Origin of the sequence: Roseiflexus sp. RS-1 (assembly GCF_000016665.1) — a bacterium.
Taxonomy (GTDB): Bacteria; Chloroflexota; Chloroflexia; order Chloroflexales; family Roseiflexaceae; genus Roseiflexus.
In genome coordinates this window covers 5093056-5119547 of the sequence record NC_009523.1, presented here as the reverse complement: position 1 = coordinate 5119547, position 26492 = coordinate 5093056, and the positions used below count along the sequence as shown (strand labels likewise).

General features: G+C 55.7%; 19 protein-coding genes. 12 read left to right on the top strand and 7 right to left on the bottom strand.

Annotation, left to right across the window (positions count from 1 at the left end; all coding sequences use genetic code 11):
• Positions 1-81 precede the first annotated feature (81 nt).
• From ROSERS_RS21045 to ROSERS_RS20995, 10 genes are all read left to right on the top strand, one after another.
• Positions 82-2541, top strand: coding sequence for a hypothetical protein (locus ROSERS_RS21045; protein ID WP_157041180.1), 2460 nt, complete (start codon positions 82-84; stop codon positions 2539-2541).
• On the top strand, positions 2538-3497 hold the full coding sequence (locus ROSERS_RS21040) for a glycosyltransferase family 2 protein (protein WP_011958764.1): 960 nt from the start codon (positions 2538-2540) through the stop codon (positions 3495-3497). The genes ROSERS_RS21045 and ROSERS_RS21040 overlap by 4 nt, the downstream gene beginning before the upstream one ends.
• A gap of 35 nt (positions 3498-3532) precedes the next feature.
• The gene (locus ROSERS_RS25355) at positions 3533-4357 is read left to right on the top strand and encodes a class I SAM-dependent methyltransferase (RefSeq protein WP_011958763.1); all 825 of its coding nucleotides are present in this window, start codon (positions 3533-3535) and stop codon (positions 4355-4357) included.
• Between the two features lie 10 nt (positions 4358-4367).
• Positions 4368-5411, top strand: coding sequence for a lysylphosphatidylglycerol synthase transmembrane domain-containing protein (locus ROSERS_RS21030; RefSeq protein ID WP_011958762.1), 1044 nt, complete (start codon positions 4368-4370; stop codon positions 5409-5411).
• Positions 5412-5462: 51 nt separating this feature from the next.
• Positions 5463-6449: a GDP-mannose 4,6-dehydratase gene (locus tag ROSERS_RS21025; protein WP_011958761.1), complete on the top strand. Its 987-nt coding sequence runs from the start codon at positions 5463-5465 to the stop codon at positions 6447-6449.
• A gap of 2 nt (positions 6450-6451) precedes the next feature.
• Positions 6452-7168, top strand: a complete 717-nt coding sequence (locus ROSERS_RS21020; RefSeq protein ID WP_011958760.1) for a nucleotidyltransferase family protein — start codon at positions 6452-6454, stop codon at positions 7166-7168.
• On the top strand, positions 7168-8088 hold the full coding sequence (locus ROSERS_RS21015; RefSeq protein WP_011958759.1) for an NAD-dependent epimerase/dehydratase family protein: 921 nt from the start codon (positions 7168-7170) through the stop codon (positions 8086-8088). The genes ROSERS_RS21020 and ROSERS_RS21015 overlap by 1 nt, the downstream gene beginning before the upstream one ends.
• Before the next feature lie 8 nt (positions 8089-8096).
• Positions 8097-10331 (top strand): glycosyltransferase family 4 protein, encoded by a 2235-nt coding sequence (locus ROSERS_RS24445; RefSeq protein WP_011958758.1) that lies wholly within the window; start codon positions 8097-8099, stop codon positions 10329-10331.
• A 202-nt stretch (positions 10332-10533) separates the two neighbouring features.
• On the top strand, positions 10534-12855 hold the full coding sequence (locus ROSERS_RS21005) for a glycosyltransferase (protein ID WP_011958757.1): 2322 nt from the start codon (positions 10534-10536) through the stop codon (positions 12853-12855).
• Positions 12856-13266: 411 nt separating this feature from the next.
• The gene (locus tag ROSERS_RS20995; RefSeq protein WP_157041179.1) at positions 13267-14241 is read left to right on the top strand and encodes a glycosyltransferase family 2 protein; all 975 of its coding nucleotides are present in this window, start codon (positions 13267-13269) and stop codon (positions 14239-14241) included.
• Between the two features lie 81 nt (positions 14242-14322).
• On the opposite strand, the gene ROSERS_RS20990 is transcribed toward ROSERS_RS20995, so the two are convergent.
• The 3 genes from ROSERS_RS20990 to ROSERS_RS20980 all read right to left on the bottom strand — a co-directional run bounded on the left by ROSERS_RS20990 (position 14323) and on the right by ROSERS_RS20980 (position 18943).
• Entirely contained in the window at positions 14323-15135 is an 813-nt protein-coding gene (locus tag ROSERS_RS20990) for an alpha/beta fold hydrolase (protein WP_011958755.1), read from the bottom strand.
• A gap of 75 nt (positions 15136-15210) precedes the next feature.
• Positions 15211-15948 carry an SURF1 family cytochrome oxidase biogenesis protein gene (locus tag ROSERS_RS20985; protein WP_011958754.1) on the bottom strand — a complete coding sequence of 246 codons (738 nt, stop codon included), beginning with the start codon at positions 15946-15948 and terminating at the stop codon, positions 15211-15213.
• Between the two features lie 517 nt (positions 15949-16465).
• Positions 16466-18943, bottom strand: coding sequence for an ATP-dependent Clp protease ATP-binding subunit (locus ROSERS_RS20980; protein ID WP_011958753.1), 2478 nt, complete (start codon positions 18941-18943; stop codon positions 16466-16468).
• 1047 nt (positions 18944-19990) lie between these two features.
• Between ROSERS_RS20980 and ROSERS_RS20975 the strand changes: the two genes are divergently transcribed.
• Positions 19991-20449, top strand: coding sequence for a hypothetical protein (locus ROSERS_RS20975; protein ID WP_011958752.1), 459 nt, complete (start codon positions 19991-19993; stop codon positions 20447-20449).
• A 72-nt stretch (positions 20450-20521) separates the two neighbouring features.
• Here the strand turns inward: ROSERS_RS20975 and ROSERS_RS20970 are convergent, their stop codons facing one another.
• Positions 20522-21283, bottom strand: a complete 762-nt coding sequence (locus ROSERS_RS20970; RefSeq protein WP_011958751.1) for a TIGR00266 family protein — start codon at positions 21281-21283, stop codon at positions 20522-20524.
• A 130-nt stretch (positions 21284-21413) separates the two neighbouring features.
• On the bottom strand, positions 21414-23279 hold the full coding sequence (locus tag ROSERS_RS20965) for an efflux RND transporter periplasmic adaptor subunit (RefSeq protein ID WP_011958750.1): 1866 nt from the start codon (positions 23277-23279) through the stop codon (positions 21414-21416).
• A 588-nt stretch (positions 23280-23867) separates the two neighbouring features.
• Between ROSERS_RS20965 and ROSERS_RS20960 the strand changes: the two genes are divergently transcribed.
• On the top strand, positions 23868-24482 hold the full coding sequence (locus tag ROSERS_RS20960) for a hypothetical protein (protein WP_049767554.1): 615 nt from the start codon (positions 23868-23870) through the stop codon (positions 24480-24482).
• Between the two features lies 1 nt (position 24483).
• Here the strand turns inward: ROSERS_RS20960 and ROSERS_RS20955 are convergent, their stop codons facing one another.
• The gene (locus ROSERS_RS20955; RefSeq protein ID WP_157041178.1) at positions 24484-25173 is read right to left on the bottom strand and encodes a DNA methyltransferase; all 690 of its coding nucleotides are present in this window, start codon (positions 25171-25173) and stop codon (positions 24484-24486) included.
• Between the two features lie 365 nt (positions 25174-25538).
• Positions 25539-26483, bottom strand: coding sequence for a ferrochelatase (locus ROSERS_RS20950; protein WP_011958748.1), 945 nt, complete (start codon positions 26481-26483; stop codon positions 25539-25541).
• Positions 26484-26492: the final 9 nt, after the last annotated feature.

The window sequence follows — 26492 nt, the reverse complement described above, 5'->3', positions numbered from 1 at the left end:
GTTTTTCTCCATTTTCAGATTGTACAAAAATAGTATATCACTAAATCTTGATGATGTCTATTGCATGCGCTATTGCCGGGCTTGATCGCAACCGCTCTGCTATCCGGCGTTTTGGTGTTTATCCTTCCCAGGTTGGCGCAGGAACTGCAAGTCTGCGATCCATCTCTGCGTCATATTATCATTGGCTTGATAGCAGGCGGCATGGTTGTTGTGTTCTTTTCCACGCCCGCTCCGGCGCCGCATACACTCACGTGGCACTGGGATGCTGGTCAGCAGGCTGGCGCTCCGGCGCCGGTGTTTTCCGGCGCCAGTTGGGATGGGGTCAATCGCTCAGTCATTGAGCTGCACGCAACCGATGATTCCAATGCAACGCTGTATGGCGTCTGGCGGGCTGAAGCGGCGCTGGATGAGATCGCAGGCATGCGACCGGCGCGAGTGGAACTCTGGTTGACACAGCCATCCTGGGCGGTGATCGACCCGGCGACCGGCAATCCGGGGCCGAATGTCGACGGCGTTGATGTGACAATCAGCGTACAGCGCGAGCAGGAAACGCTCCTGGAGCGCCACATTGCGCTCGATCCACCGGCAATCCCTGAGCAACGGGCCTGGCACAATGTCGTGCTGAATCTTCCGCCAGACTCAGAGCGCCTTGTGGTGGATGTACAGACGCGTAAAACATTCGATAGCGACCGGGTATGGGTCACAGAAGCGGTTGTCAGGCCGGCATGGAACAGTATGCTCGATCGAGTTGCGCTTGCGTTGATCGTGGTGTTCGCTGTGTCAACCCTGGCGTTTGCGGGGCGTCTGCCACAGATCGTCAGCGCGTCTCGCCGCGTATCGGTGTTCTTTTCGAACTATGGATATCTGCTGGTTGGAGTGGCGTGTCTCTGGCTGGGTTATCTGCTGGTGTGGCAACGGGGGTTGTATGTTGATGACTATAGTCTCAAGAATTTAGCTGTGGATCTGATCACAGGTGATCGCAGACCCATATTTGATTGGAAATCGAATCCTAATTTTCCAGCGCGTCTTCTAACCTGGATTGTCTTACCACAGATAGCAGCTCTCGTTCCAGATCATGAGTTGATTGTACGAATACTTATGGCGCTAATCACCGGGATCAATGCATTTTTGCTTGGTTTTCTCGTATACAAAATGACCACCTCATGGATTGGGGGCACCATAGCAGGATGGGGATTCCTGGTGCATCCACATAACGAAGTGCCTTTCTGGATTGGTACAGGGGGTTATCTACTTGCGACAATGTTTATAATGATATCATTAATTGCGCTATGGCTCAGCCTGGAGCAATCTAGTCATCCTTATTTATGGATCGCAATCAGCGTTATATCGCTACTATCTTCATACATGTTTAGCGAGAATGGTGGCTATATTCTGATATTGCTGCCAATATTTGTATTGATTGCCATACTACGGCAATCAGCGTATTTATGTGCAGTTAAACGCGCTATCGTCGTGTTTATGGGATTTGTAGTCATAACTGTTTTCTATGTCACCTTTGTTGCGTCATCATCAGCAGTTGTTCAAAATCGAGGAGGATTGGATATTAATCCAGGACGCATACTTCAGCGCGTCATTGGATATATCCCGTCCATCTACTGGATCTTTATAACGTTTGGTCTATATGGCGAGGCGTTCTCGCTGGGTATTACAGAGATTAGTAACTCATGGTTTGCTACTTTGGCTCTAGGCTGTATTGTTGGACTTGTTTTCCTGAGCATCTTGACCTGGAAAAGCAAACAATATCACGATAGAAATATCGTTATCCCTGCAATCATATTAGTTTTATTGGGGGTAGTGTGGACTCTGAGTAGTCTCAGTCTTCCATATGCACTTGCCCCAAATCAAGTATACGAACGCCGCTTTTTTTACCAACCGACTGCCGGTGTAGCAACCACTTTATCTGGTGTAACTGTTCTTTTAATTAGTATGATACGAAAAAGATTCCTGGAACAAGTAGTAGTTGCCGGAGGTGCCCTGACGCTACTTTTGGCTTCAATCTGTACCTTGGGATTCGCAAGAACCTACGCGGAACGTAACCGACTTGATGAACTGCAGCTTGAGACGCTTCGACGTACTGCTCCTTCCGAAATGCTGCCTTTGGGCACCTTTATTGTTCCTTATCTTAGTGATGAGCGTCTTTTTGGACGTAATGATGGTCTTTCGATGTATGTCTTTGGAGTGATGGAGACTCCGTGGAGTGCATATCAAGCCTTGCGAATGATCTATAAACGTAACGATCTAATGCCGTTGGTTGCAAATCGGTGGGCTCCAATGCGATTTTCTGTTGATCTTGAGGCCGATCCGGATCATCGGTTACGAATACAAGGTCGACCAGTTCCAGTTAATAATCTTCTGATGTATCAGTATAGGGATGGTAAGGTGTACATTATTACACGTGTGACTCTCCAAACATTAAGTGGTAAGCATTATGTGTTTGATCTGCCGTTAGCGCAAAAGATATCAGAAATGGGATCTCCAGCAATTCATGATCTGGTCATACGCATTGATGATACTCTATGAGACGAACAATCACCATTGTCAGTCCCGTTTATAACGAGTGCGAGATAATTACCACCTTCTACGCCGAATTGAAGAAGGTGCTTGATGCAATCGCAGATTCGTATGAATCGACCATCTGTTTTGTGGTTGATCGCAGCACTGATGGGACGCTCGATATATTGCGGGACATCGCAAGAGTTGATCGAAGTGTGCGTGTAATAGCAATGACGGGTCGGTTTGGACATCAAATGTGCCTGCTAGCTGGCATAGATTATAGTGACAGCGACGTTCTTATTATGCTTGACAGTGATTTACAGCATCCGCCAGATCTCATTCCAATTATGCTACGCTATTACGAAGAGGGCTACGATGTTGTCTACACCATACGTGAAGATACGAATGATGTTCATTTTGCTAAACGTGTAGCTTCTAAATTATTCTACCGCCTCTTAAATCAGATATCTCAGGTTCCTATCAACGAAAATGCTGCTGATTTTCGGTTGATATCCCGACGCGTAGTCAAGGTGTTTCAAAAACGTATCCGCGAGAGAAATCTGTTCTTGCGTGGTTTTTTTGAATGGATGGGCTTTCGAAGCATCGCAGTGCCGTTCAAAGTTCGTAAACGAGCCGGAGGGTTCAGTAAGTATTCTTTCACTCGCATGTTTCGTTTTGCGCTTGATGGTGTAATATCGTTCAGTAAGCAACCGCTACGAGCTGCAACAGTTTTTGGTCTTTTGATTGCTTTGTTCGGTTTCCTTCTGTCTTTCGTTACCGCTGTTCAATATTTCATATTCAGTTCGTTTCCATCTGGATGGACGACTCTTGTAGTACTAATGTCGATATTTAGCGGTACTCAGCTTGTCTTTCTGGGCGTTATTGGCGAGTACATAGGTGCAATTTTCGATGAAGTCAAAGCGAGACCGCACTACATTATCGACGAATTGATAAACTTCAACGAAAACACCGAGGAAAACTGAGATAATTACACTCTATTTTCAGGAAGATTTATATCATGCCTACTTGCATAGTTTGTCGTTCAACACAGCACCTTCTGTTCTATGAAGGAATTCTCCGTTGTTCAGAGTGTGGTCATGTTTTTGCTGATGTTACTTTGGACGATGAACGTCTGTGGAGTATTTATCGAAGAGATTATTTTTTTGGTGAGGAATATAGTGATTATGTTGCGGACCAGCGAGTTATTCAAAAGAATTTCCGAAAAAGACTTTCAGTTTTGCGGAGATTTATCAATCCAGAGAAGCATAGTCGCTTGCTTGAAATAGGCTGTGCTTATGGATTCTTTCTCGATCTGGTTCGAAAACAATTCAAAATTGCCGTTGGACTGGATATATCTGAAGATGGTGTTCGTTATGCACGTGAAGAACTTGGGGTTGATGCTTATCAGGTCGACTTTTTGCATTACGATTGCTCCCCTCAGATATTTGATGTTATCTGCATGTGGGATACAATAGAGCATATTCGTGATCCACATCTATATATCGAAAAGGCATCCTCAGTCATGTCTTCAGGTGGTCTGCTGGCTCTAACTACAGGAGATATTGAGAGTCTGTTATCAAGGCTTCAGCGGGAGCGCTGGCGCATGATTCACCCGCCAACTCACATACACTATTTCTCAAGGCGTACAATTGAACGTTTATTGCGTCAATATGGCTTTGAAATCGTTTATAACCGTTATTGTGGTTTCTTTAGGAGTATTGATAATATATTCTATAACTTGTTTATACTTCGCCAAAAAAACCATATATTTATAATATTATCAGAAAATCCGGTCTTAGTCGATTTGATTTCTATATTAACTTATATGATATTATGTTTGTGATTGCTCGGAGATGCTGAATTCCAATTTTATGCGAAATATTTTATTTCATCGTTCCTGGTGGTTGTCGCTAGCGTTCATTATCTCATCAGCTACACTCGTTCTGGCGCTAAGAGATGTCGATCTTTGCAGATCGTTTACCATAGTGCAGCACGCGAATCCAGGTTTGCTCGCTTTGGCAGGAATAGTATTTAGCGGATCATATGTGGTGCGTGCATTGCGATGGTATATGCTCCTCGAAAATGAGTGTAACATGAAACCGCGAGTCGTGTTCTGGGCTACGACTATTGGATATCTTTACAATAGCCTGCTACCAGCTCGAGCCGGAGATGTTATTCGAGCACTTGCTGTTAGCTATTGGACGGGTGTTAGTAAGAGCTTCGTCCTTGCCTCCGTGTTTGTTGAGCGCATTGCCGAGGTTACAGGGATTGCTCTGGTCAGTCTATTAGTGCTAAGCGTAACAGAGGGAGCGCCTGATTGGATCAATATGGCTGCACGCTTAATGACAATCCTGTCTGGTGTTGGCATTGCGATACTGTTTTTAGTACCGGATGTGGGAAAAAGGATTGGAAGGAGCCTTTCTATCACACCTGTACATCACCCTCGTTGTGAACGTGTTATCCAGACTTTCCAGCAAGTGTTGCGTGGTTTTCGCACATTACGGGATGCTATGCAAGTTGCACGACTCGCGGTTGTTACGATGATGATATGGTTTTTAGAGACATGGTTCACCATTTTGATAGCACAGGCACTAGGTCTCCCCATCGGGGGCGCAATAGGTTTGCTGCTGCTATGCGCTCTCAGTCTTGCAAGTGTTGTTCCATCCACTCCTGGCTCTATCGGTGTCTTTCAATTTGTCGCAGTTACAATGCTTACTCCCTTTGGCTTCTCACCAGACGATGCGATTGCGTATATTGTTATGTTTCAACTGGTTCAGTATTTGATGGTTATGATATGGGGAGGTTTCGGTCTATGGCGTCTTGCTGCTTCGGGTTTGTCGCTCCGTCGTCTTCGTGAGGAGACGACCACTATACGGCAGGAGGTTAATCATGACTGATCGAGTATAATTGCGAAGCCAGTAGACAAGCGCTGGATCGGAGTATTCATCATGGTATCAACAGACACTGTCCTCGTTACCGGCGCAGGCGGGTTCATCGGCAGTCATCTGGTCGAAGCTCTTGTTGCTCGTGGTTTCCGTGTGCGTGCGTTTGTGCGCTACAATGGGCGCGGTGATCCAGGGTTGTTACGCGACCTGCCATCCGACATGCGCGCGCAGATCGAGATCATTTTCGGCGATCTGCGCGACAGTCATGCGGTTCATGAAGCAACACGCGGCGTCGATACGATTTTTCATCTGGGAGCGCTCATCGCCATCCCTTATTCATATGTGCATCCGCGGGAAACTGTCGAAACCAATATCATCGGCACGCTGAACGTCCTGGAGGCAGCGCGCGCTCACGGGGTTCGTCGTGTGGTGCATACGTCGACCAGCGAGGTGTATGGCACGGCACGTTTCGTCCCGATTACCGAGGAGCATCCATTGCAGGGTCAATCGCCCTACTCAGCCAGTAAAATTGGCGCAGACAAACTTGTTGAGAGTTTTCATCTATCGTTTGGCGTGCCAACGGTCACGGTACGTCCGTTCAACACGTATGGTCCGCGTCAATCAGCGCGGGCGGTCATTCCGACCATTATCACTCAGGCGTTGACCCGTTCGGTTGTTCGTCTGGGTGATCTGCGTCCAACCCGTGATCTCAACTATGTGAGCGATACGGTCGCCGGTTTTCTGGCGGCTGCAGAACGAGACCAGGCGATAGGTCAGGCCATTAATCTGGCGAGTAATGATGAGATCAGTATTGGCGAGCTGGCAGAAAAGATTATTGCACTGGTCGGTCGTCAGGTTACAATTGACGTTGATGAGTCCCGGTTGCGTCCGGAGACCAGCGAAGTGTTTCGTTTGCACGGCGACAATCGTCTGGCGCACGAGTTGCTCGGATGGAAGCCACTGGTGAGTCTTGACGAAGGGTTGCGACGCACAATCGACTGGATTGCGCAGCATATCGACCGGTACGATCCATTGCATTACCAGGTGTAGCGATGAAAGCAGTCATTCTGGCAGGTGGACGTGGTACACGCCTTGCGCCATATACAACCATTCTTCCCAAGCCGTTGATGCCGATTGGTGACAAGCCGATTCTGGATATTGTCATTCGCCAATTGCGCTACTATGGGTTCACCGATATTACACTTGCAGTCGGTTATCTTGCCGAGTTGCTTGTGGCATATTTCGGTGACGGTGATCGTTTTGGGGTTACTATTCGATACTCGCGTGAAGAGCAACCGCTTGGCACCGCCGGACCGATTGCACTGGTTGATGGACTGGATGAACCGTTTCTTGTAATGAATGGCGATGTGCTGACAACCCTGAACTTTAGTGAACTCATGGCATTTCATCGATCAAGCGGTGCAATCGCCACAATTGCCACCTATCCGCGAAGTGTCAAGATCGATCTTGGGGTCATTGAGCATAATGAGCATGGTTTGCTGACTCGCTATATTGAGAAGCCAACACATTATTACCGGGTCAGCATGGGGATCTATATTTTCGATCCACGCGCCTGTACGTACATTCCGCGCGGTCATCGTCTCGATCTTCCCGATCTTTTGATCGACATGATGCAGAAAGGGGAAAAAATCCAGTGCTATCTCCACGACGGTTACTGGCTGGATATTGGACGGGTCGATGATTACCAGCAGGCGGTTGAGGATTTTGAGCAGCGCCGCGAGCGTTTTTTGCCATTTGAGTTAGAGTAATGCGTTTGTTGATCACCGGCATCGGCGGTTTTGTTGGACGCCATATGGCAGTTTATGCCGTTACCCGGGGTGCAACTGTGGTTGGCATTAACCGGACGATGCGCCCGGTACCCGGTGCTGAATTGTTTGTGGCGGATCTGGATAGCGCCAGCGCAACGGCAGATGCAGTAAAGGCAGCAGCAGCTGAAGCCGTCATCCACCTTGCTGCGCATACTCCAGCCAATTGCCCGCAGTTGCCACTGCAGGAATGGCTGACCGGCACGCCGGTCGCTACGCTTAATCTGCTCGAAGCAGTACGTATTCATTGCCCGCGGGCGAAGGTGCTGATCGTCAGTTCATCGGCAGTGTATGGTCAGGTTCCCCTTGATCGCCTGCCAGTCACTGAAGATCATCCTGTACAGCCTGCGACGATGTATGGGGTCAGTAAGGCAATACAGGAACTTCTGGCAATCCGCTATGTTTCTGAGTACGGGTTGCAGGTGATTCGTGCTCGACCGTTCAATCTCGTCGGTCCCGGCGAACCACGAGGCATGCTGACCAGTACGCTTGCAGCACAGATTACCGCCATTGCTGCAGGGAAACAACCACCGGTTGTGCGTATGCGACACCGTGCTACAAGTCGCGATTTTACCGATGTGCGTGACGCTGTTGCGGCGTATTGGGCGCTGCTGGAGCGCGGCGAACCCGGCGGAGTATACAATGTCTGCTCTGGCACAGCGACTCCTGTTGGTGATATTGTTGAACGATTATTACGGTTAGCCGGGATCGATGCCGCTGTCGAGGAAACAGGAGCACATACTTCTGGCGATATCCTGATTCAGGCTGGCAGTGCGGCACGACTGACGGCGGCAACAGGATGGCGACCTCGTTTTGATCTCGATGCAAGTCTGCGCGATTTGCTGGCAACGTTTGCATCCTGAGCGTGTCAATGAACGCCGATTATCAATCACGCTATAGCTACGCCCCTGCCGATCCGTCCGCTGATCCCGATGTGCTGGTGGTTACACTGGTTGTATCGGTCACAGATCTTGCGCGCCAGGAAATGGCGTTACGCGCTCAGTCACTGCAATCCTGGCAGTGGGTCATTGTCTGTTTGCCTGCCCTGGCGGAGGGATTGCTGCATCTCGCAACCGATCCGCGTGTGCGGGTTATTCCAGAGATGCACCCTGCTTCAGCGTCGCGTCATCTCGTGCAATCGTCATCGTGCCGGTTTGTCTGTACCTTGAGCGCCGATACTGCTCTTGATCCTACGTTCCTGGAGAAAGCGGCGTGGTTCCTGGCGACGAACCCCCACGTGGCGTGTTGTAACGCATATACCCGCGATGAGAGCGGCGCTCTCTGGTCATATGGTTTCGAGCAGGGAGATCGGTTCCTTGATACGAACTATGCTGGGGCAACTGCATTGTTCTTCAAGGAAGATCTGCTGGCGACAGGATTGCCGCTCCCAATCAATAACGATGACGCGTGGGAAATATGGTTGCAACTCGCCGATCAGGGAAAGTGGGGCTTTACTATTCCCCAGCCGCTTATTCTCTCTCTCTATCCACTTTCGATGCCCCCTTTTCAATCAAGAGATCCTTCACACCATACGATACAGCGTGACCGATTGCGGGCGCGGTATGGTACGTTGCATGGTCGCTTTCCACATGTCGGATTGACTGATGCCACGCCATTTGAAGCAATCAGTGATGCGCCGGTTCTTGCGAATCACCTGGCAAAAAGCACGACAACGAAGCGTATCTTGATGATCGTGCCCTGGCTTATAGTTGGTGGTGCAGAGCGAGTTAACCTCAACCTGATATCGTATCTGACGCAGAAAGGGTTCGAAGTTAGTATTGTAACGACCCTGATCAGACAGCAACATCCCTGGTTGTCTGAGTTTGAGCGTTTCACACCCGATATTTTCATCCTTGATCTCTTTCTTCGTCTCCCTGAATTTCCGCGATTCATCGTTTATTTGATCCGCTCGCGCGGCATTGATACCGTCATTGTTGCTAACAGTTATCTTGGATATCAATTGCTTCCTTTTTTACGTTCGCACTTCCCGGAAACGGTATTTGTCGATCTTTTGCACAGTTACGAAGAAATGTGGAAAAATGGAGGTTATCCACGCGCCAGCGTCGGTTATCAATCCCAACTCGATCTGACCATTGTAACCGGTGGTCATGTCAAGCGTTGGATGGTGGCTCGTGGCGCCGATCCAGAACGAATTCACATATGTTATACCAATGTGGATGTTGATCGTTGGCGCCCTGATCCGCAACGTCGTGCAGAAATGCGGATAAGTCTTGGTCTTGAGGAAGATGATCTGTTGATTGTGCTGATTGGTCGGTTGACAAGCGAAAAACGCCCTCTCCTTTTTGCGCCGATTATTGCGGCATTACGAAAAAAAACAGCTTCTCGTTTTCTGACGCTGGTGTTAGGTGACGGTCCGTTGCGAGGCCAGGTTGAACGTCAGATACGAGAGTTGCGCCTCAGTGATGTTATGCGCGCGTTGGGACGTGTCAATGACGATGAAGTGTTTGGTTATCTTGCAGCTGCTGATGTGTTCCTGATCCCGTCACAGACTGAGGGCGTTTCGGTGGCGACGATGGAAGCTATGGCGATGGGGGTCGTACCGGTAAGCGCTGATGTTGGCGGTCAGGGCGAATTGATTACGGCAGACTGTGGTGTTCTCATTCCTCATGGACCTCATGAGGTTGATGAGTATGCACGAGTGCTCGCACGTTTCGCCGACGATCCGGACATGCGACGACGTATGGGGCAGGCAGCTCGCAAACGAGTCGAGCGGCACTTTGCGTTACGTGATTTTGGACCTCGTATGGAGGCGCTATTAGAGCAGGCGTGGGAGTTGCACCATACGGCGCCGCGTGTTGTGATACCTATCGAATTGGCGCGTGAGTGGGCAGCTCAAATCATTGAATATACCCGTCAGGAGATGTCGCTTGATGAAATATGGGCGGAGCGAGAAAGCTGGCGTTCCAATCCGCGTCCCCATCCATCGCTGGCAATCCCTCTGCGTCAATCTTTTCGCCGCAGGGTGCTGCGATTTGTCTGGGCTCAGGTTGCACATCTCTACCGCTGGGGCGTGAGTCGCAATATGAGATGGCTCGTGCCCCTCAAGGAACGACTGGTATCAGAAGTTTACCGCCGTGGCTGGTAGGATATCCCTGACATATTCGATCGAGTGAGTATTTTGTGCATAAGACGAGAGAATGAAAATTAGTCATGCCCTTGTTCCCCCCCTCTCAAGGGTAGAGTTTTTGGGAGAGATGAGCGACGTTCTGCATTCCCGCGCGCCTTTGCCCCTCATCCCCCCTGCCCCCTTCTCCCACAAGGGGAGAAGGGGGAGTTGGGGCGTCCTGATGGCTGAAACGGAAGATGGCACGCAGGGGCTTGCCAAAAAACCTACCCCTGTGAGGTTCCCCCCCCACCCCCTCGATCCGGCACGCCCGGTCTATGGCTACGCACCTGCCGATCCATCGGCGCAGCCGGTGGTCAGCATTGTGACCCCCTGCTACAACGCAGGGGCAATGTTCCTCGATACCATCGCCTCGGTGCTGCGCCAGTCGTTGCAGCAGTGGGAGTGGATCATCGTCAACGATGGGTCGGATGATGCGGCGACGCTGCGGGTGCTGGGTGCGCTGCGCGCCTCGCCTGACCCGCGGATTCGGGTGGTCGATCAGCCGAACTACGGTCCGGCGGCAGCGCGCAATGCTGGCGTCGCAGTCAGTCGCGCGCCGCTGCTCTTCTTCCTCGACAGCGACGATCTGCTGGCGCCGACGGCGCTGGAGCAACTCGCCTGGGCGCTGACGGCGCACCCGGAGGTTGCCGCAGTCACAACCTGGTACGTGCTCTTTGGCGCGATGCAGGGCCTGTTACGGCGTGGGTTTGCGTCGCGCCATACGTTTCCCCACGACAATCCGCTGACGGTCAGTGTGATGCTGCGCCGCACGGCGTTCGAGCGCATCGGCGGGTTCGATGAGAGTCTGCGCCATGGGCTGGAAGATTATGAGTTCTGGGTGCGCCTGGCGGACGCCGGGATGTGGGGATGCAACATCCACGAGGCGCTGGTCTGGATCCGTCGCAAGTCGGCAGACATGTATCGCGGGTATCGCTGGAACTTTCAGACTGATCGCGCGGCGCTGGCACGTATGCGCCGTGCCCTGCGCGCGCGCTATCCGCGTGTGTTCCGCGACGGTCCGCCGCGTCCGCCGGGTGAGCCGTCGCCGATCCTGCAACCGCATCCGTTGATCATGCCCGACCCGCCGTTCGAGAATCGTCTGGCGCCACGGGGTGAGCGTCGGGTGTTGCTGCTGCTGCCCTGGGTCGAGGTAGGGGGAGCGGATCGCTTCAGCATCGATCTGGCGGATGGGTTGCGCGCGCGGAATTGCCGCGTGACGGCGTGCCTGTTGCGCCCGTCGGCGAATCCGTGGAAGCATGAACTGATCATGGCGGCGCACGAGGTCTTCGATCTGCCGCTGTTTCTGGCGTTTGCCGATTATCCGCGCTTTCTGCGGTACCTGGTCGAGTCGCGCGGCATCACGACGGTGGTGGTGCATAACGATCTGTTCGCCTATCGTTTGTTGCCATTCCTGCGCGCCTGGTGTCCACAGGTGACGGTGATCGATTTTCTGCATATTGTGCAGGATCATTACCACGGCGGCGTCCCGCGCGCGGCGCTGGAGTACCGTTCACTGATCGATCTGCACGTTGCGGCGTCGCATCAGGTGCGCGAGTGGATGGTTGCACACGGCGCCGATCCAGAACGGGTCGATGTCTGTTCGATCAATGTGGATACGCAGCGCTGGAAGCCCGATCCTGCGCTGCGCGACCGGGTGCGCGCGGAGTTGGGGTTGCGCGTCGATGAACCGGTCGTGTTGTTTGTCGGGCGCCTGGTTCCGCAGAAACGCCCGCGCCTGGTTGTGGAGATTGCGCGCGCGCTGGTGGAGCGTGGCGTCCACTGCACCTTCCTGGTGATCGGGGATGGTCCCGACAGGGGATGGATGCAGCGCTTCGTGCGCCGACACCGGCTTGAAGGTCGTGTGCGCCTGTTGGGTTCGGTGTCGTCGACGCGGGTGCGTGAGATGATGGCTGCTGGCGACCTGCTGGTGCTGCCGTCGGAGAGTGAAGGAATCGCATTTGTGCTATTTGAAGCGATGGCGATGGCGCTTGTGCCGGTCGCTGCCGATGTTGGCGGGCAGCGCGAATTGGTGACGCCGGAGTGCGGCGTGCTGATCCCGCCGGGAGGCGATCAGGTTGCACAGTATGTCACTGCGCTGGAGCGTCTGATCGCCGATCCGTCGCAACGTGCGGCGATGGCGATGGCGGCGCGCACACGGGTGGTGGAACGGTTCGACCGGCGGCAGATGATTGATTGCATGCTGGCGCGGATCGAGCGGGCGGAGACGCTGGCGCGCACCGCGCCGCGCCCGCTGGTTGATCGCGATCTGGGGCTGGCGAGCGCGTCGCTGGCGATCGAGTATCTCCAGTTCCGTGAGGCATTGCTGCGGCTTGCGCCGGTGCGCCGGGCGCGTGCAGTGCGCTGGTCGTCCGCCTGGCTCCGGCTGGCGCGTCTAATGCGGATGCGGGCGTGGGTTGACCGTTTTGATCGGCGGATCTATGTGCTGCGCCGGGAGGTTATGTGGCGGATCAAGCGCGCGCTGGGGAGAGCGTATAATCGGTGAGGTGAGGAGGGATGAGGCACGAGGCGACAGAGGGGCGCAGCGCGGCTGCGCCCGCACAGGGCGGCAGGGCGTGTCGGGGCGCAGCGCGGCTGCGCCCGCACAGGGGGCGAGGCGGCAGGGCACGGAGGGGCGCAGCGCGGCTGCGCCCGTACAGGGGGGGGCAGGGCAGCAGGCACGGAGGGGCGCAGCGCGGCTGCGCCCGTACAGGGGGGCAGGGCAGCAGGCACGGAGGGGCGCAGCGCGGCTGCGCCCGTACAGGGGGGGCAGGGCAGCAGGCACGGAGGGGCGCAGCGCGGCTGCGCCCGTACAGGGGGGCAGGGCAGCAGGCACGGAGGGGCGCAGCGCGGCTGCGCCCGCACAGGAGGGCGGTGGGGCGAGGGAATGAGGCGTGGTTTACGAAAGGCGTCGTTAATGTCCCATCCGCAAACACAACCAGAGAACGCAACAGTTAACGCTGCCGACACACTGCGGGTGAGCGTTGTTATTCCGTGCTACCGGCAGGCGCAGTTTCTGCCCGAGGCGGTTGCCAGCGTGGTGGCGCAGACCTTCACCGACTGGGAGATTATCATTGTTGATGATGGCAGCCCCGACGATACGGCAGCGGTTGCGCAGCGCCTGATCGCCGCGCACCCTGATCGCCGCATCCGGTTGATCCGCCAGGAGAATCGTGGTCTGGCGGAGGCGCGCAATGCCGGTATCCGGGTTGCGCGCGCACCCTACATCCTGCCGCTCGATGCAGACGATATGCTTGAACCGGAGATGCTGGCGCAGACGGTCGCGGCGCTCGATGCGCATCCGGAAGTCGGTTTTGTCTATACTGATGTGCGGCGTTTCGGCGCTGAGAACAACATCCTGCGTACACGACCGTACAGCCTGGACCATCTGCGTTTCGAGAACCTGATGATGCCAGCGACCCTGTTTCGGCGTGAGGCGTGGGAACAGGTCGGCGGTTTTCGCACGTTCAAGCCTGTGCAGGGATACGAAGATCGGGATTTCTGGGTCAGTCTGGCGGAAGCCGGTTGGGAGGGGTTGCATATCGCGCAACCATTGCTGCGCTACCGACGCACTGCCGGGAGTATGCTCTCGACTGCCCGGCGCTACGATCTGGAACTGCGCGCGCGGATTTTTCTCGATCACTGGCGCCTGTATGAGCCGGATGCGCTTGCCTGGGCGCGACGAGTCACGTCACCGGCGTGGAGCGTTGATGGGAAATTGCGGTCGCCGTGGCACTGGTTGCTGGCGTATCTGGGGTACCTGGCGCTCATCCGCCGGTATTATCCGTCGCTGTTGCTGTCGTCGCTGGTGCATCCGCTCTTCTGGCGTCTGCCGATTTCGTGGCAGGGGCGTCTGCGTGCGCTGGCGCGTCTGGCGAGGTTGCAGCGGTAGTGTCATTCCTGATCCGCGTCGAATGACACCGTGTGATACGCGATCATATAATCATATACTTCTCTGGCAACCGCGCTAATGTCACGCCGCATCCTTCAAAAAACGCTTCACGGCATTGAGATACGCAACAAACCCTTCCCGGCGCACCTGATGTCCTGCACCAGGGATGCGTACGACCTGTACATCAGGACGCACCTGCCGGACGATCTGTTCGGCGCCGGGGTCAAAAAGCGCCCCCCGTTCTGGCTCACCGGTCAGGATCAGCAGCGGACAGTCGATCCGGCGCACATCTTCGGGCCACAAACGCACAAACGATGGAAGAACGTCAAGCGCATCGGGGTTGACGGCTTTCTTCGACTCCATCCACAGTGCGTAGTCTTCGTCGCTCCACCCCGGCGACTCGGCGCGACACCGCGCCAGCAGCGCTGCATCGTCCATCGTTTTCATCGCCAGCAGGTCTTCTCGCCACGTGGCGCGCGTCGTCGTCACGTCCGGCATATCGGCAGGCAATGCGCTGCGCCAGGGCGGGTCTTCCAGAATGACGCAGCGGAACATGCCGGGATGGGTTGCTGCGGCAATCGCCGCTGTCGATGCGCCCATCGAATGCCCGATAACTGCCGGTCGCATCAATCCCAGGGCTTCGACCAGCGCAGCCAGATCGGCGGCGAGCAGGTCGAGGTGATAGCCGTTGGGCGAAGGATCGGACAACCCATGCCCGCGCGCATCGTAGGCGATCACGTCGTACTCGCCAGCCAGTGCGCGCGCCAGCGGCGCCCAGTAGCGCGCATGGTCGGTCAACCCGTGCACCAGCACGACTGCGGGACCATGCCCGCCACGGTAGAGATGCAACCGTACATCGCTGAGGTGGAGATCATGCGAAGTGAAGTGTTCCATCGTGATATGTCCTGTGGTGCATAATACACCTTCCACACCTGTCGGGCGCCTGCGTCGATACCCGACGCGCAGCGTTCACCCTTCGCCCCGTAACGTATTCCGCTGCAACACAACATAGCCGACCACCAGAATGCCGGCGAATGCGAACCACTGAATGGCATATCCCAGGTGCGGTCCCTGGTCGAGTTCAGGCAGCGGAACCGGCTGCGGCAGCGTCGGTTCTGCGCCGGGGATCGGCTGCACCTCGATGAACAGCGGCAGCAGCGGATAAGGCGTCTGTTCCTGAATCCGCGCAACATCGACGCGAAACCAGGCATCGAGGCGTGGTCGCTCCGGACTCAACGGAGGATCCTGCGGTCCGCCGACATACGTTTCAGGCTGTCTGGCAATGCCGGTCACGACCATCTCGCCGGCAGGGGGAGCAAATTTGCGCCGCGCCTCTGGAGACGCTTCGGTCAACGGAATCCATCCCCGATCAACGAGCACCGCTTCATTTCGACCGCTCAGGCGCAGCGGCGTAATCACGTGATAGCCGGTCACCCCATTGAACGAACGGTTTCGCAGCAGCACTTCGTGCGTCGGGTCGAACGCGCCGCGCGCAGTAACGGGGCGGTAGTCGAGCGACTGGAGATCGTCCACCGTTTCCAGCGCCACCGGGGGTTGCGCCAGCCCTGCGGCAATGCGCGCATTCAATGCAGCACGCTGAGAGTGACGGTCAAGCTGCCACATCCCCAATCCACACAGCGCCACTGCGCCGATCAGAACGAGGAAGGTGGCAATCAGACGCTTTCCGGTGAAGATATATCGCACCATAGGTCAGGTTACAGGCGAGGGTGCTGATGATAGAGATGGGAGCATTAAATCCGCTATACCGAACGAGCCGTGGGGCTGATGGAGATTGAGAATTTAATCCGCTATCCCGCGCTAGCCGTGGGGCTGAAGCCCTCGGCTAGCCGGGGCGAAGCCCGCCTGCGCGGGCTATACCGGATTATTTATTCAAAGACCATAAGCCCTCGGCTCTCCAGAGCGAAGCCCGCCTGCGCGGGCTATACGGAATTATTTATTCAAAGACCATAAGCATGACATTCGATCAGGATTTACAGCATTTCTCAGATACGTGGACTATCGTTCACCTCTGTTGTGTCGCACGAGACATTCGCTTCCAGCGGAGTGTAGACCGAAATTCATTTCGGTCACCGCGTGCGGCGCACGATCGTGGTTGCGGTTATCGGTGGAATGTTCAATTTGTGAGAACTGCCATAGTATAGCAGTGGCACAGTGAAACAATTCACTATGCCACCAACCAGCGCACCACACGATGCACAACTATTTACCCGCTCACCGGCTCGACCGGCTTCTTCACCTCCAGATCGAGCGTCTCGCGTCGCGTGAAGGTCAACGCATCGGTCTGCGGATCGACATCGACGAGGATGGTATCGCCGGGTTTGAACAAACCGCGCAGCAGGTTGCGCGACAGCGGCGTTTCGACCAGGCGTTGCACCGTGCGACGGAGCGGGCGCGCCCCGTAAGCCGGGTTGTACCCTTCGCGCACCAGCAACTTCTTCGCTGTCGGGGTCAGTTCGAGTGTCAACCCCTGCTCACGCAGACGCTCATCGACCTCGCGCACCAGCAGATCGACGATCTGCATCAACTCCTGTTCGGTGAGAGCGTGGAAGACGATAATCTCGTCGATACGGTTGAGGAACTCGGGGCGGAACGCCTGTCGAAGCGCCTCAAACACCCGCTCGCGCGCGGCCTCCTCGGCATTTCGGTCGTGGGTGCGCACCAGACCGAGGCTCTGCTGACGCACATGTTCCGTGCCGACATTCGAGGTCATGATGATGACTGTATTGCGGAAATCAACCGTATGCCCCTGCGCATCGGTCAGGCGACCATCGTCGAGCAGTTGCAGCAGCGTATTGAACACGTCCGGGTGCGCCTTTTCGATCTCATCGAACAGCACCACCTGGTAGGGGCGGCGGCGAATACTTTCGGTCAACTGACCCGCCTCCTCGTATCCCACATAGCCAGGCGGCGCGCCGATCAAACGCGACACGGTGTGCCGTTCCTGGAACTCCGACATATCGACGCGCGTCATTGCGTCTTCGCTGTCGAAGAGGAACTCGGCGAGCGCTTTGGCGAGTTCTGTCTTACCGACGCCGGTTGGACCGACGAAGATAAAACTGCCGATCGGTCGCCGCGGGTCCTTCAGACCGCTGCGAGCGCGCCGAATCGCATCGGAAAGCGCAACAATCGCCTCATGCTGACCGATCACCCGTTCGTGGAGGCGCGCCTCCATGTCGATCAACTTCTCGCGCTCGGTCTCCAGCATGCGATTGACCGGAATGCCCGTCCAGGTCGAGACGATGGCGGCGACATCTTCCTCATCGACCACCTCATCGAGGTTCGAACTCTTGAGCCATTCGCTGCGCGCGTGCTCGAACTCGGTTTCGAGTTGCAGATAGCGTGCCCGCAACATGGCAGCGCGTTCATACTCACGGCGCGCGCCCGCCTCTTCTTCTTCACGACGCAGGCGGTTCAGTTCGGCTTCCTGTTCGCGCAGCGCCTTGGGCATGGAATAAATGTCGATGCGCAGTTTGGCGGACGCCTCATCGATCAGGTCAATCGCCTTGTCGGGCAGGAAACGATCGGTAATGTAGCGACTCGACAGGCGCGCGGCAGCCTGCAACGCCTCATCGCTGATCGTCAGTTGATGGTGCTCTTCATAGCGTTTGCGCAGACCGCGCAGCATCTCGACGGTTGTTTCAACGTCGGGTTCTTCCACGAACACCGGGCTGAAGCGCCGTTCAAGCGCCGCATCCTTTTCAACGTGCTTGCGATACTCATCGATGGTGGTGGCGCCGATCACCTGAACTTCGCCGCGCGAGAGCGCCGGCTTCAGCATATTCGAGGCATCGATCGATCCGACCGCAGCGCCTGCGCCGACCACGGTGTGCAGTTCGTCGATGAACAGGATGATCTGTCCCTCGCTGCTGCGCACCTCGTCCATCACCGCCTTGAGGCGCTCCTCGAACTCGCCGCGGAACTTCGAGCCGGCAACCATCCCTGCCAGATCGAGCGCCAGCAACCTGCGGTTCTTCAACGGCAGCGGCACATCGCCGCTGGCGATACGCTGCGCCAGACCCTCGGCAATCGCCGTTTTGCCGACGCCGGTTTCGCCGACGAGGACAGGATTATTCTTCGTGCGACGGCAGAGAATGCGGATAACGCGCGTGATTTCGGCATCGCGACCGATCACCGGATCGAGTTTCCCCTGCGCCGCGAGGTCGGTCAGGTCGATGGAGTATTTCGAGAGCGCCTCATAACGCGCCTCAGCGCTGGGGTTATCGGCACGCTGATGCCCGCGAATATCCATCAGCGCCTGATAAATGCGTTCCTGATCGATGCCGAAACTGTTCAGAATGCGCGATGACGCCCCTTCGCGCTCGCCGCTGATCGCAATCAGCAGATGTTCAATGCCGACATACTGGTCATTCAGACGATTGGCTTCTTCCTCGGCGCGCTTGACCAGGCGTTGCGTGCGCGGCGTAATGTATACCTGATTGCCATACCCGTACTGACCGTACACTTTGGGCGATTTTTCAAGCTCGTGCTCGACGCGCCGCGCGACCATGTCGGCATCCACGCCAAGACGCGCGATTGCACGCGCGGTCAGCCCGTCGCGCTGCCGCAACATCGCCAGGAAAATATGCTCAACGTCCAGCTGGGTGTGGTGCTGATCGTGCATGATTTCCTGCGCATCCTGAAACGCTTCCTGCGCCTTCTCGGTAAACCGTTCGAGTCTCATGTGCTCTGTCCTCGGGGAATGCTTCCTCTGGCAAATGCCATTGCGTGTTAAGTATAGCACAGAGGCTCGCTATCTGCTGATGGTTATGCACAGCAACTGTCCCGGGTTCGGTGAAGCCGTTGAGTTTTCAGAAATTCGTCAGGACAGCGCGTGCCTTATGCAGGCTCATGGTTGTTGAGCAATTACTCCGCTCTCGCCCGCGCAGGCGGGCTTTGCCTCATCTGGCCGAGGGCTTATGGTCTTAAATAATCTGCCATAGCCCGCGCAGGCGGGCTTCGCCTCGTCTGGCCGAGGGCTTATGGTCTTTGAATAAATAATCCGGTATAGCCCGCGCAGGCGGGCTTCGCCCTGGCTAGCCGAGGGCTTATGGTCTTTGAATAAATAAATCCGATATAGCCCGCGCAGGCGGGCTTCGCCCTGGCTAGCCGAGGGCTTCAGCCCCACGGCTAGCGCAGTAGAGCGGATTTAATTTTCAATCTCCATCAGCCCCACGGCTAGCGCGGGATAGCGGAATAAATTCTCAATCTTCATTAGCCCGACGGCTCGTGCGGTAGAGCGAATTTAGAGCAGTTCTCACAAAGGTTGAACCTGTTGGACAGGGTTGAACACTCCTCGGAATCGCGCCCCCACGCGGCGACCGAAATGAATTTCGGTCTACACTCCGCCGGAAGCGGGCGTCTCGCGCGACACGGCAGACCCGGACGAGGGTCAACGTATTTGAGAACTGCTATAATGCTCAATCTTCATCAGCCCCACGGCGCGAGGCGCATACCGGTTTATATTCTCAATCTCCATCAGCTCCACGGCCAGTTCTCTACACCGGATTTAATGCTCAATCTTTATCAGCCCGCACTCACCTCGATCCTGGAAGCATTCCATCCCAGAATCGGCTACATGATGGGCAGATTCTCCTGTTTATTCACCAGTGACCGTAGACACTCCGCTTCAACGTGCGGTTAGCACTATGACGTCGGCGCACCGCACCTCGCATGCAGCAATGCATCCAACGACCCGGAAAGCATTCTTGTTCACATAAGGAGTACGACAATGCTGGTACTGTCAATTCTCGGCGTTATCGCGTGCATTCTTTTTATCATTGCAATTATTCTGCTGATTGTATTCCTCATTCTGAAATTTGCGGCGCATCTGGATGAAAGATTTTATTATAATTTTTTCAGAACCTCCCTTGTTATGCTGGCAGCCGTTCTGCTTGTTTTTGGCGGATCATACTGGTACGACGAGGCAACGAAAAGCGGTGGAGATATGCTGAACGGGCTGATTTTGATGATGACAGGTGGGATCATCTTCGTTGGACTGATAGCATACACCATCTGGAAAACCAACCTGTTCTACGCCATACTCATAACGCTGGTACAGATCGGAGTTGCTGCGCTTCTCGCCTTCTTCGGGATGATTGCGCTCATTATCGCGGCAGGATTGCTCTTTCTTTACATCCTGTTTGAACTGGGAAGCACCCAAACCGTCCACGTGGTCAATGAAGATTGACCCGGTTAAGCACAAAGACGATGCTTCTCTCGCCAGAAGCATCGCCCAATGGTTCCCCGGTTTTCCTTACCTTTATGATGAACTCGTCACGATGTACGGCGCAATCGCCTTGGCGAGATTGGCGGTCGGCATCGTCTGCAACCAGACGCGCCCCGGTCCGCGCAGCGTCGTCAGGAACAACCCTTCGCCGCCCAGCAGAATGTTCTTGAACCCCTTCACCATCTCGATGTCGAACTCCACCGTCGGCTCATACATCGCCACGTGCCCGGTGTCCACCTTCAGCACCTGCCCCGCGTCCAGCGTATACTCGACGATCTCGCCGTCCAGACAGACGAATGCTATCCCTGGGCCGGTCAACTTCTGCATGATGAACCCTTCGCCGCCGAAGAACCCCGCGCCCAGGCGCTTGCGGAAGTGAATGTCCAGCCCGACGGTCTTCTCGGCGCAGAGGAACGCCTGCTTCTGGACGATCATCATCTGCCCTTCGGCAAGCGCGACCGGCACGATCTTGCCGGGGAAATCGGATGCGAAGGCGACGATGCCCTTGCCGCCGACCGAGGTGAACTCGTTGAGGAACAGGCTCTCGCCGGAGATGGCGCGCTTGAACATCCCGCCAAGCCCGCCGCCGCGGGTGTTGGTCGCCATCTGGATGTTGCCCGACATCCAGGACATCGCGCCTGACTCGGAGTAGACCGTCTCGCCGGGGTCAAGTTCGAGGATGACTGCCTGCATGGTCGTGCCGATGATCTGATACTCCATCCCGGTCACGCCACGTCCCCGCGCTGTTACGACCGGATCGGGAAGGTCTAGACGGTTGCTCTCATACGAAGTCATGGAAGGAAACGCTCCTTTCGTGATATGACACCGACGACCGCCGATGCCTGCCTGTCATAGTGTATGCCAGCAACCAGAGGTACGTCAAGATGGGCAATAAAGTTGCACACCGGTCAACGACGAATGATCGTCAGCGCGTGCGCGGCGGTCCGGTAAAGAATGTGAAGCGCTGATCCACCCCTTCGACATAGACACAGGCTTGCGGATCGAGACCGCTGACGATTTCGATAACCTGGTCGTTGCTCAAGCCGACCGTCACCTCACGCGCTTCAAGATCCGGACGCGCCGGACGTTGCTCCGGCGGCAGCGCACACAATCCAGGATCACGCACCACATCAACCAGCAGACGACCGCGGTCGCTGCGCACGGCGCGGCGCGGCACAAGCAGCACATTGTCGCGCTCCGCAACGACGATATCCGCCCCCACCGACATCCCGGCGCGCACGCGCGGATCGGTGTTGGGAATCCCGATCCGCACCTGGTACGATGTTACCGCAGCCTGCGGCAGCGCCAGCGGTCCAATCGTCTCGACCGTCGCCGCAAGGGTCACTTCCGGCAGCGCATCGAGTGTCAGCGTCACCGGTTGACCGACGCTCACCCGGATGATATCGATCTCGTCCACCGTTACGTCCACGTAGAAGCGTTCCAGGTTTGCCAGGACGATGGCAGGGCGTCCCGGCGACGGCGCTTCGCCGACTTTCAGGTTCACCTCGGCAACGACGCCGTTGAACGGCGCTTTGAGCACTGCTTCGTCGAGCGTCAGTCGCGCCAGATCGCGCGCCGCTCGCGCAGCGTCCACCTGAGCGCGGGCTGCCGCCAGGTCTGCCGGGCGTGGATCGGCGCGCAACCGTTCCAGATTCGCCTTTGCGGCTTCGAAGGCGGCGCGCGCGGCTTCAAGCTGACCGCCGCGCTGATCGCCGCGCATCCGGTCGAGTGCAGCCCGCGCGCTGGCGACCTGCGCACGCGCCGCAGCCAGCACATCCGGCTCAGGAGTGGCAAAGAGGAGATCACGATTGGCGCGCGCAACCGCGAGTTGCCCCTCGGCGAGTTCGACGCCGTTCGCCTCTGCCAGACGCGCATTGTCGTAGTTCACCTGCGCCTGAGCAACGGCATTTTCAGCACTGCGTAACGTTGCCTCCGCCTGGACAAAGGCATCGTAGTATTGCTGGCGCTGTGAGTCGTTCAGAATATTCGGGCGCGTTTGCCCCGGTCGGTTCGGATCGGCGACAGTGCGCACAATCGGGTCGGCGCCGGTTTCACGCACATACTCCCAGTTTTGCTTTGCCGTCGAATAGCGCGATTGCGCCTGAGTCAACTGATTGACCGCCTGTTCGAGTTGAATCTGGGCATTGGTTTTCGCGGTGGACAGCTGCGTGCGCTGACGTTCGAGGTTCAATTCCGCTTCGCGGATGCGGGCTTCGGCGGTCTGCACGTCCGACTCGCGCGGACCGTTGAGCAACTGGTTGAGACGCGCCTCCGCCTGTCGCAGTTGTTCCTCGGCAGCGCGCATATCCGCAACCGTCACGCTTCCTTCGACCTGCCGCAGTTGCCCGGCAGCCTGGGCGAGTTGCGCTTCGGCAGCGGCGATCTCCGCAGACAACGGACCGGCGAGCAACCGGTCGAGATTTGCCTGCGCCTGGGCGAGTTGCGCTTCCGCCTGCGCCAGGCGCAATTCCAGTTCGCGGGTATCGAGCCGGGCGAGCGGTTGCCCCTTTTCTACAGGATCGCCGGGACGCACCAGCACCTCAGCGACCCGCCCGGTGACCGCAAAACTGAGATTGACTGTCTGAACGGGGGCGATCTGCCCGGTGGCATTCACCGTTGCGATCAGTCTGTCAAACCGCGGGTTGACCAATCCGTAGGAGCGCACGGGCGTTTGTTGCCCGCCACGAAGGAAAAACACGCCTGCGGCGCACGCTGCCACGATGAGCACCAGTCCAACAGCAGTGACGAGAGCGCGCCGACCGGGCCATCGACGCGCAGTGGTTGTAGCCATTCTTTTCCTCTATAGTTCCGGCGCATTGCATCATAGAAATCACTGTGAAACGCCGTCACCGGCGTTGTTCTCCTCAATTATAGCAGTTCTCAGATACGTTGACTCCTGTCCAGGTCTGCCGTGTCACGCGAGGCGCCCGCGTCCGGCGGAGTGTAGACCGAAATTATGGTCTTTGAAGAAATAACCCGCTCTAGCCCGCGCAGGCGGGCTTCGCCCTGGATAGCCGAGGGCTTATGGTCTTTGAAGAAATAATCCGCTCTAGCCCGCGCAGGCGGGCTTCGCCCTGGATAGCCGGGGGCTTTAGCCCCACGGCTAGTTCAGTATAGCGGGTTATATTCTCAATCTCCATCAGCCCGACGGCAAAAGGCGCATACCGGATTTATTTCTCAATCTCCATGTTCACCAGGTGCGTCTCCGAGGAAGATCGCGTCTCCTGAAGCACCAGTGCATCTTGCCGGATGACAACCTGCCTTCATCGAACACATCGAACGTGGCGAAACGAATATAATCTTGCAGCATACCGTCGCAATGCTGTGGCGCCAGAGCGATCACACGCTAACTTCTTTGCAACATCCCAGGAGGTGAAACGTGACACGTGAAGAGGTTCTTGCAAATGTGCTCGACCCTGTTCGTTGGGCCACTCCTGAAGTGCTGATGGAAATCATCAAGACGCCGAGTCTTCGGGGCATTGTTTATGGCTATGTGGCAGAATACGAATTTATGCGCTACCTGCGAGAAGACTTAAGGATAAAGGACTATCACCGTGATGATGATCACAAAAAGACAAAATCCGACCTGAACTTTACATATCACGGCAGAAGGTATAGTGTTCAGATCAAATGCTTACAAACCAATTCGATAAAACTCGTTAACGGCATATTTCACGCCGTTGTTCAAAACGACGCCAGTGATCGTCGTAAGGTAAAGTTGCCAAACGGTGAAGAGATAGAGACCACTTGCTATGTTGCTGGAGAGTATGATATTCTTGTGTCAACCGTGCAACCTTTTACAGGAAGCTGGAAATTTGTCTTTAAGAAGAACAAAGACCTTAGTAAATCGAAATATCATCGCTACACTGAAGAACAAAGGAAGTATCTTCTTGCGACGCAAGAACCTATAACTTACCCTGTTGAGGTCAGCGGATGGACATACGACTTATTAAGCCTGCTCTCAGATTCAGACCTTGGGCAGAGCAAGACTTGAATCATCGCTTTATGAAAACGAGAAAATACGAATGATTTTTTCGCGCATGGAGCTGCCTTACGATACGACTCACAGATGCGCTGTTTTTGCGCACAACAACGAACAAGTCTTTAACCACAAATCCTTTGCGTTCGTACTCGTTAATGATTTCAACATGGGTCAGTCGCTGTTTTCCGGCACTCACCTCATCCTGACACTTAACAATAAGAATGCCTCTTTTTCGCAAGACGCGATAAGCCTCGTCCGCAGCTTTGTAGTATAAATCCAGAACGGCGTCATGCCATTTTGCTTCACTATCCCCGACAACCTTACCATTGGAATAAGAATCTCTGAAAGCAGCGTATGTTCCTGAACCACCGAAGTGATCGACATTTTTTCGCAGCAAACTCTCCATATACGGCGGATCCAGGACAACACAATCAATCTCACCGTCCCGGTACGGCAGATTTCGACAATCGACACCCATCTTAATGTCGGTCGCTCGAACGTCGTAATCATCTTTTGGGACATTCTTCCAGAAAACACCCTTTCCCCATGTAACATCAGCAACGATCGATCCCCTGGGAACGTGTAGTTGAAGAATGAGCGGAAACACATCCTCATTTCCACCGACATGCGCTGATTGGATAACGTTAGAGGTGGCAACCCCATTTCGAACCACCCGCTTCTTTTTTATCCTGGTGTCCGACATTGTGCATACTCCACGTGCTGACAGGCGTTTGGCAGCGGACATTATATCATACCTGCCGCGAGCGCTCTGATTTAAACCCGTTACCGTGTAATATAGCACATGTGTTGCTAAAATGCAAGCGAGTAATTCCTGGCTTGCCAGGATGCTCCAGATCATCGTACTGCACTGTAATTCCAGCGCCGCCTGGCGAGTCGTGCATGCAGGAAGTATGCCACAAGCGCCCTGGTAAGTGTTCGCATTTCTCCTGGGAGCGAGGGCATCTTGCTCTCATAGAAGCGACGAGGACGGGACGTCCTCACTCACAGGCGCGTGTGTTACCCCGGATGTGAACAGTTTCGCACCCTTGCCTTGCCGGATCGCCCGGATCAGTTCTGGAAAACGGCAGCCGTCTGCGCGACGAGCGTGGCGAGGTCGGCGATGAGCGCTGGCACAGCATTCGGGATGGCAGCGCGAACGTACCCCAACCCAAGCGCGGCGGCGCGCTCCGCCATACGCACATCGAGTTCGTAACACACTTCGACGTTGTCGTAGACAGTATTGATGGGAACCGCCAGCACATGCCGAAGCCCTGCACGGGCAATCTCATCCAGCGCCGACAGCACATCGGGACCAAGCCACTGACCGGGACCCCCGGCGCCGTAGTACGCCAGATATCCGGCGCCGCAGCCGAGCGTGGATACCAGGCGTTGCATCGTCTGCCGCAGCCGCCACTGGTATTCCGTTTCCGGTTTGCGCGCGCTTTCGGCGACACTGTGAGCAATCGCAAGCAGGGCAGTTCGACTGCGATCACAATCCGGCAGACGTTCCAGCGCAAGGGTCGCATTGATCGTCAGCGCCGAACGATAGCCGGGGAGATCGGGCCAGTCGGGGATCAGGTGCAGGCGCACCGGTTGGGCGACTTCGGTTTGCGCGTGTTCGAGCGTTTCCTGGTAACTGCGCAGACTCATCTGTGAGGCGACGGGGCTGAGGGGCAATACAAGCACGTACTGGATGCCGGTTTGGACGAGGTGCGCCAGCGCATCAGCCACCGTCGGATGCCAGTGACGGGCGCCCAGAACGACCTGAAAGCGCGATCCGTACCGCTGGCGCAGTTCGTCATCGAGTGCGGCGGCAAGTCGCCGGGCAGCGGAGTCGCCGCTTGTTCCGCTCCACACGCGCTGGCACCGTTCGCGCATATATGCAATATCTTCCGGGGACGGCGGATGCCCGTGGTAGTGCGCCGTCAGGTAAGGGACAATATCGTCGAGCGTCGCCGGTTCGCCATACTCCAGAACCAGGACGCCGGTCTGCAGGATGTCTTCATGGTTCATTGTCAACCT

Coding starts and splice junctions, on each gene's coding strand:
- ROSERS_RS21040 (WP_011958764.1), top strand. CDS start 2,538: ATGAGACGAACAATCACCATTGTCAGTCCCGTTTATAACGAGTGCGAG.
- ROSERS_RS25355 (WP_011958763.1), top strand. CDS start 3,533: ATGCCTACTTGCATAGTTTGTCGTTCAACACAGCACCTTCTGTTCTAT.
- ROSERS_RS21030 (WP_011958762.1), top strand. CDS start 4,368: ATGCTGAATTCCAATTTTATGCGAAATATTTTATTTCATCGTTCCTGG.
- ROSERS_RS21025 (WP_011958761.1), top strand. CDS start 5,463: ATGGTATCAACAGACACTGTCCTCGTTACCGGCGCAGGCGGGTTCATC.
- ROSERS_RS21020 (WP_011958760.1), top strand. CDS start 6,452: ATGAAAGCAGTCATTCTGGCAGGTGGACGTGGTACACGCCTTGCGCCA.
- ROSERS_RS21015 (WP_011958759.1), top strand. CDS start 7,168: ATGCGTTTGTTGATCACCGGCATCGGCGGTTTTGTTGGACGCCATATG.
- ROSERS_RS24445 (WP_011958758.1), top strand. CDS start 8,097: ATGAACGCCGATTATCAATCACGCTATAGCTACGCCCCTGCCGATCCG.
- ROSERS_RS21005 (WP_011958757.1), top strand. CDS start 10,534: ATGGCTGAAACGGAAGATGGCACGCAGGGGCTTGCCAAAAAACCTACC.
- ROSERS_RS20995 (WP_157041179.1), top strand. CDS start 13,267: ATGTCCCATCCGCAAACACAACCAGAGAACGCAACAGTTAACGCTGCC.
- ROSERS_RS20990 (WP_011958755.1), bottom strand. CDS start 15,135: ATGGAACACTTCACTTCGCATGATCTCCACCTCAGCGATGTACGGTTG.
- ROSERS_RS20985 (WP_011958754.1), bottom strand. CDS start 15,948: ATGGTGCGATATATCTTCACCGGAAAGCGTCTGATTGCCACCTTCCTC.
- ROSERS_RS20980 (WP_011958753.1), bottom strand. CDS start 18,943: ATGAGACTCGAACGGTTTACCGAGAAGGCGCAGGAAGCGTTTCAGGAT.
- ROSERS_RS20975 (WP_011958752.1), top strand. CDS start 19,991: ATGCTGGTACTGTCAATTCTCGGCGTTATCGCGTGCATTCTTTTTATC.
- ROSERS_RS20970 (WP_011958751.1), bottom strand. CDS start 21,283: ATGACTTCGTATGAGAGCAACCGTCTAGACCTTCCCGATCCGGTCGTA.
- ROSERS_RS20965 (WP_011958750.1), bottom strand. CDS start 23,279: ATGGCTACAACCACTGCGCGTCGATGGCCCGGTCGGCGCGCTCTCGTC.
- ROSERS_RS20955 (WP_157041178.1), bottom strand. CDS start 25,173: ATGTCGGACACCAGGATAAAAAAGAAGCGGGTGGTTCGAAATGGGGTT.
- ROSERS_RS20950 (WP_011958748.1), bottom strand. CDS start 26,483: ATGAACCATGAAGACATCCTGCAGACCGGCGTCCTGGTTCTGGAGTAT.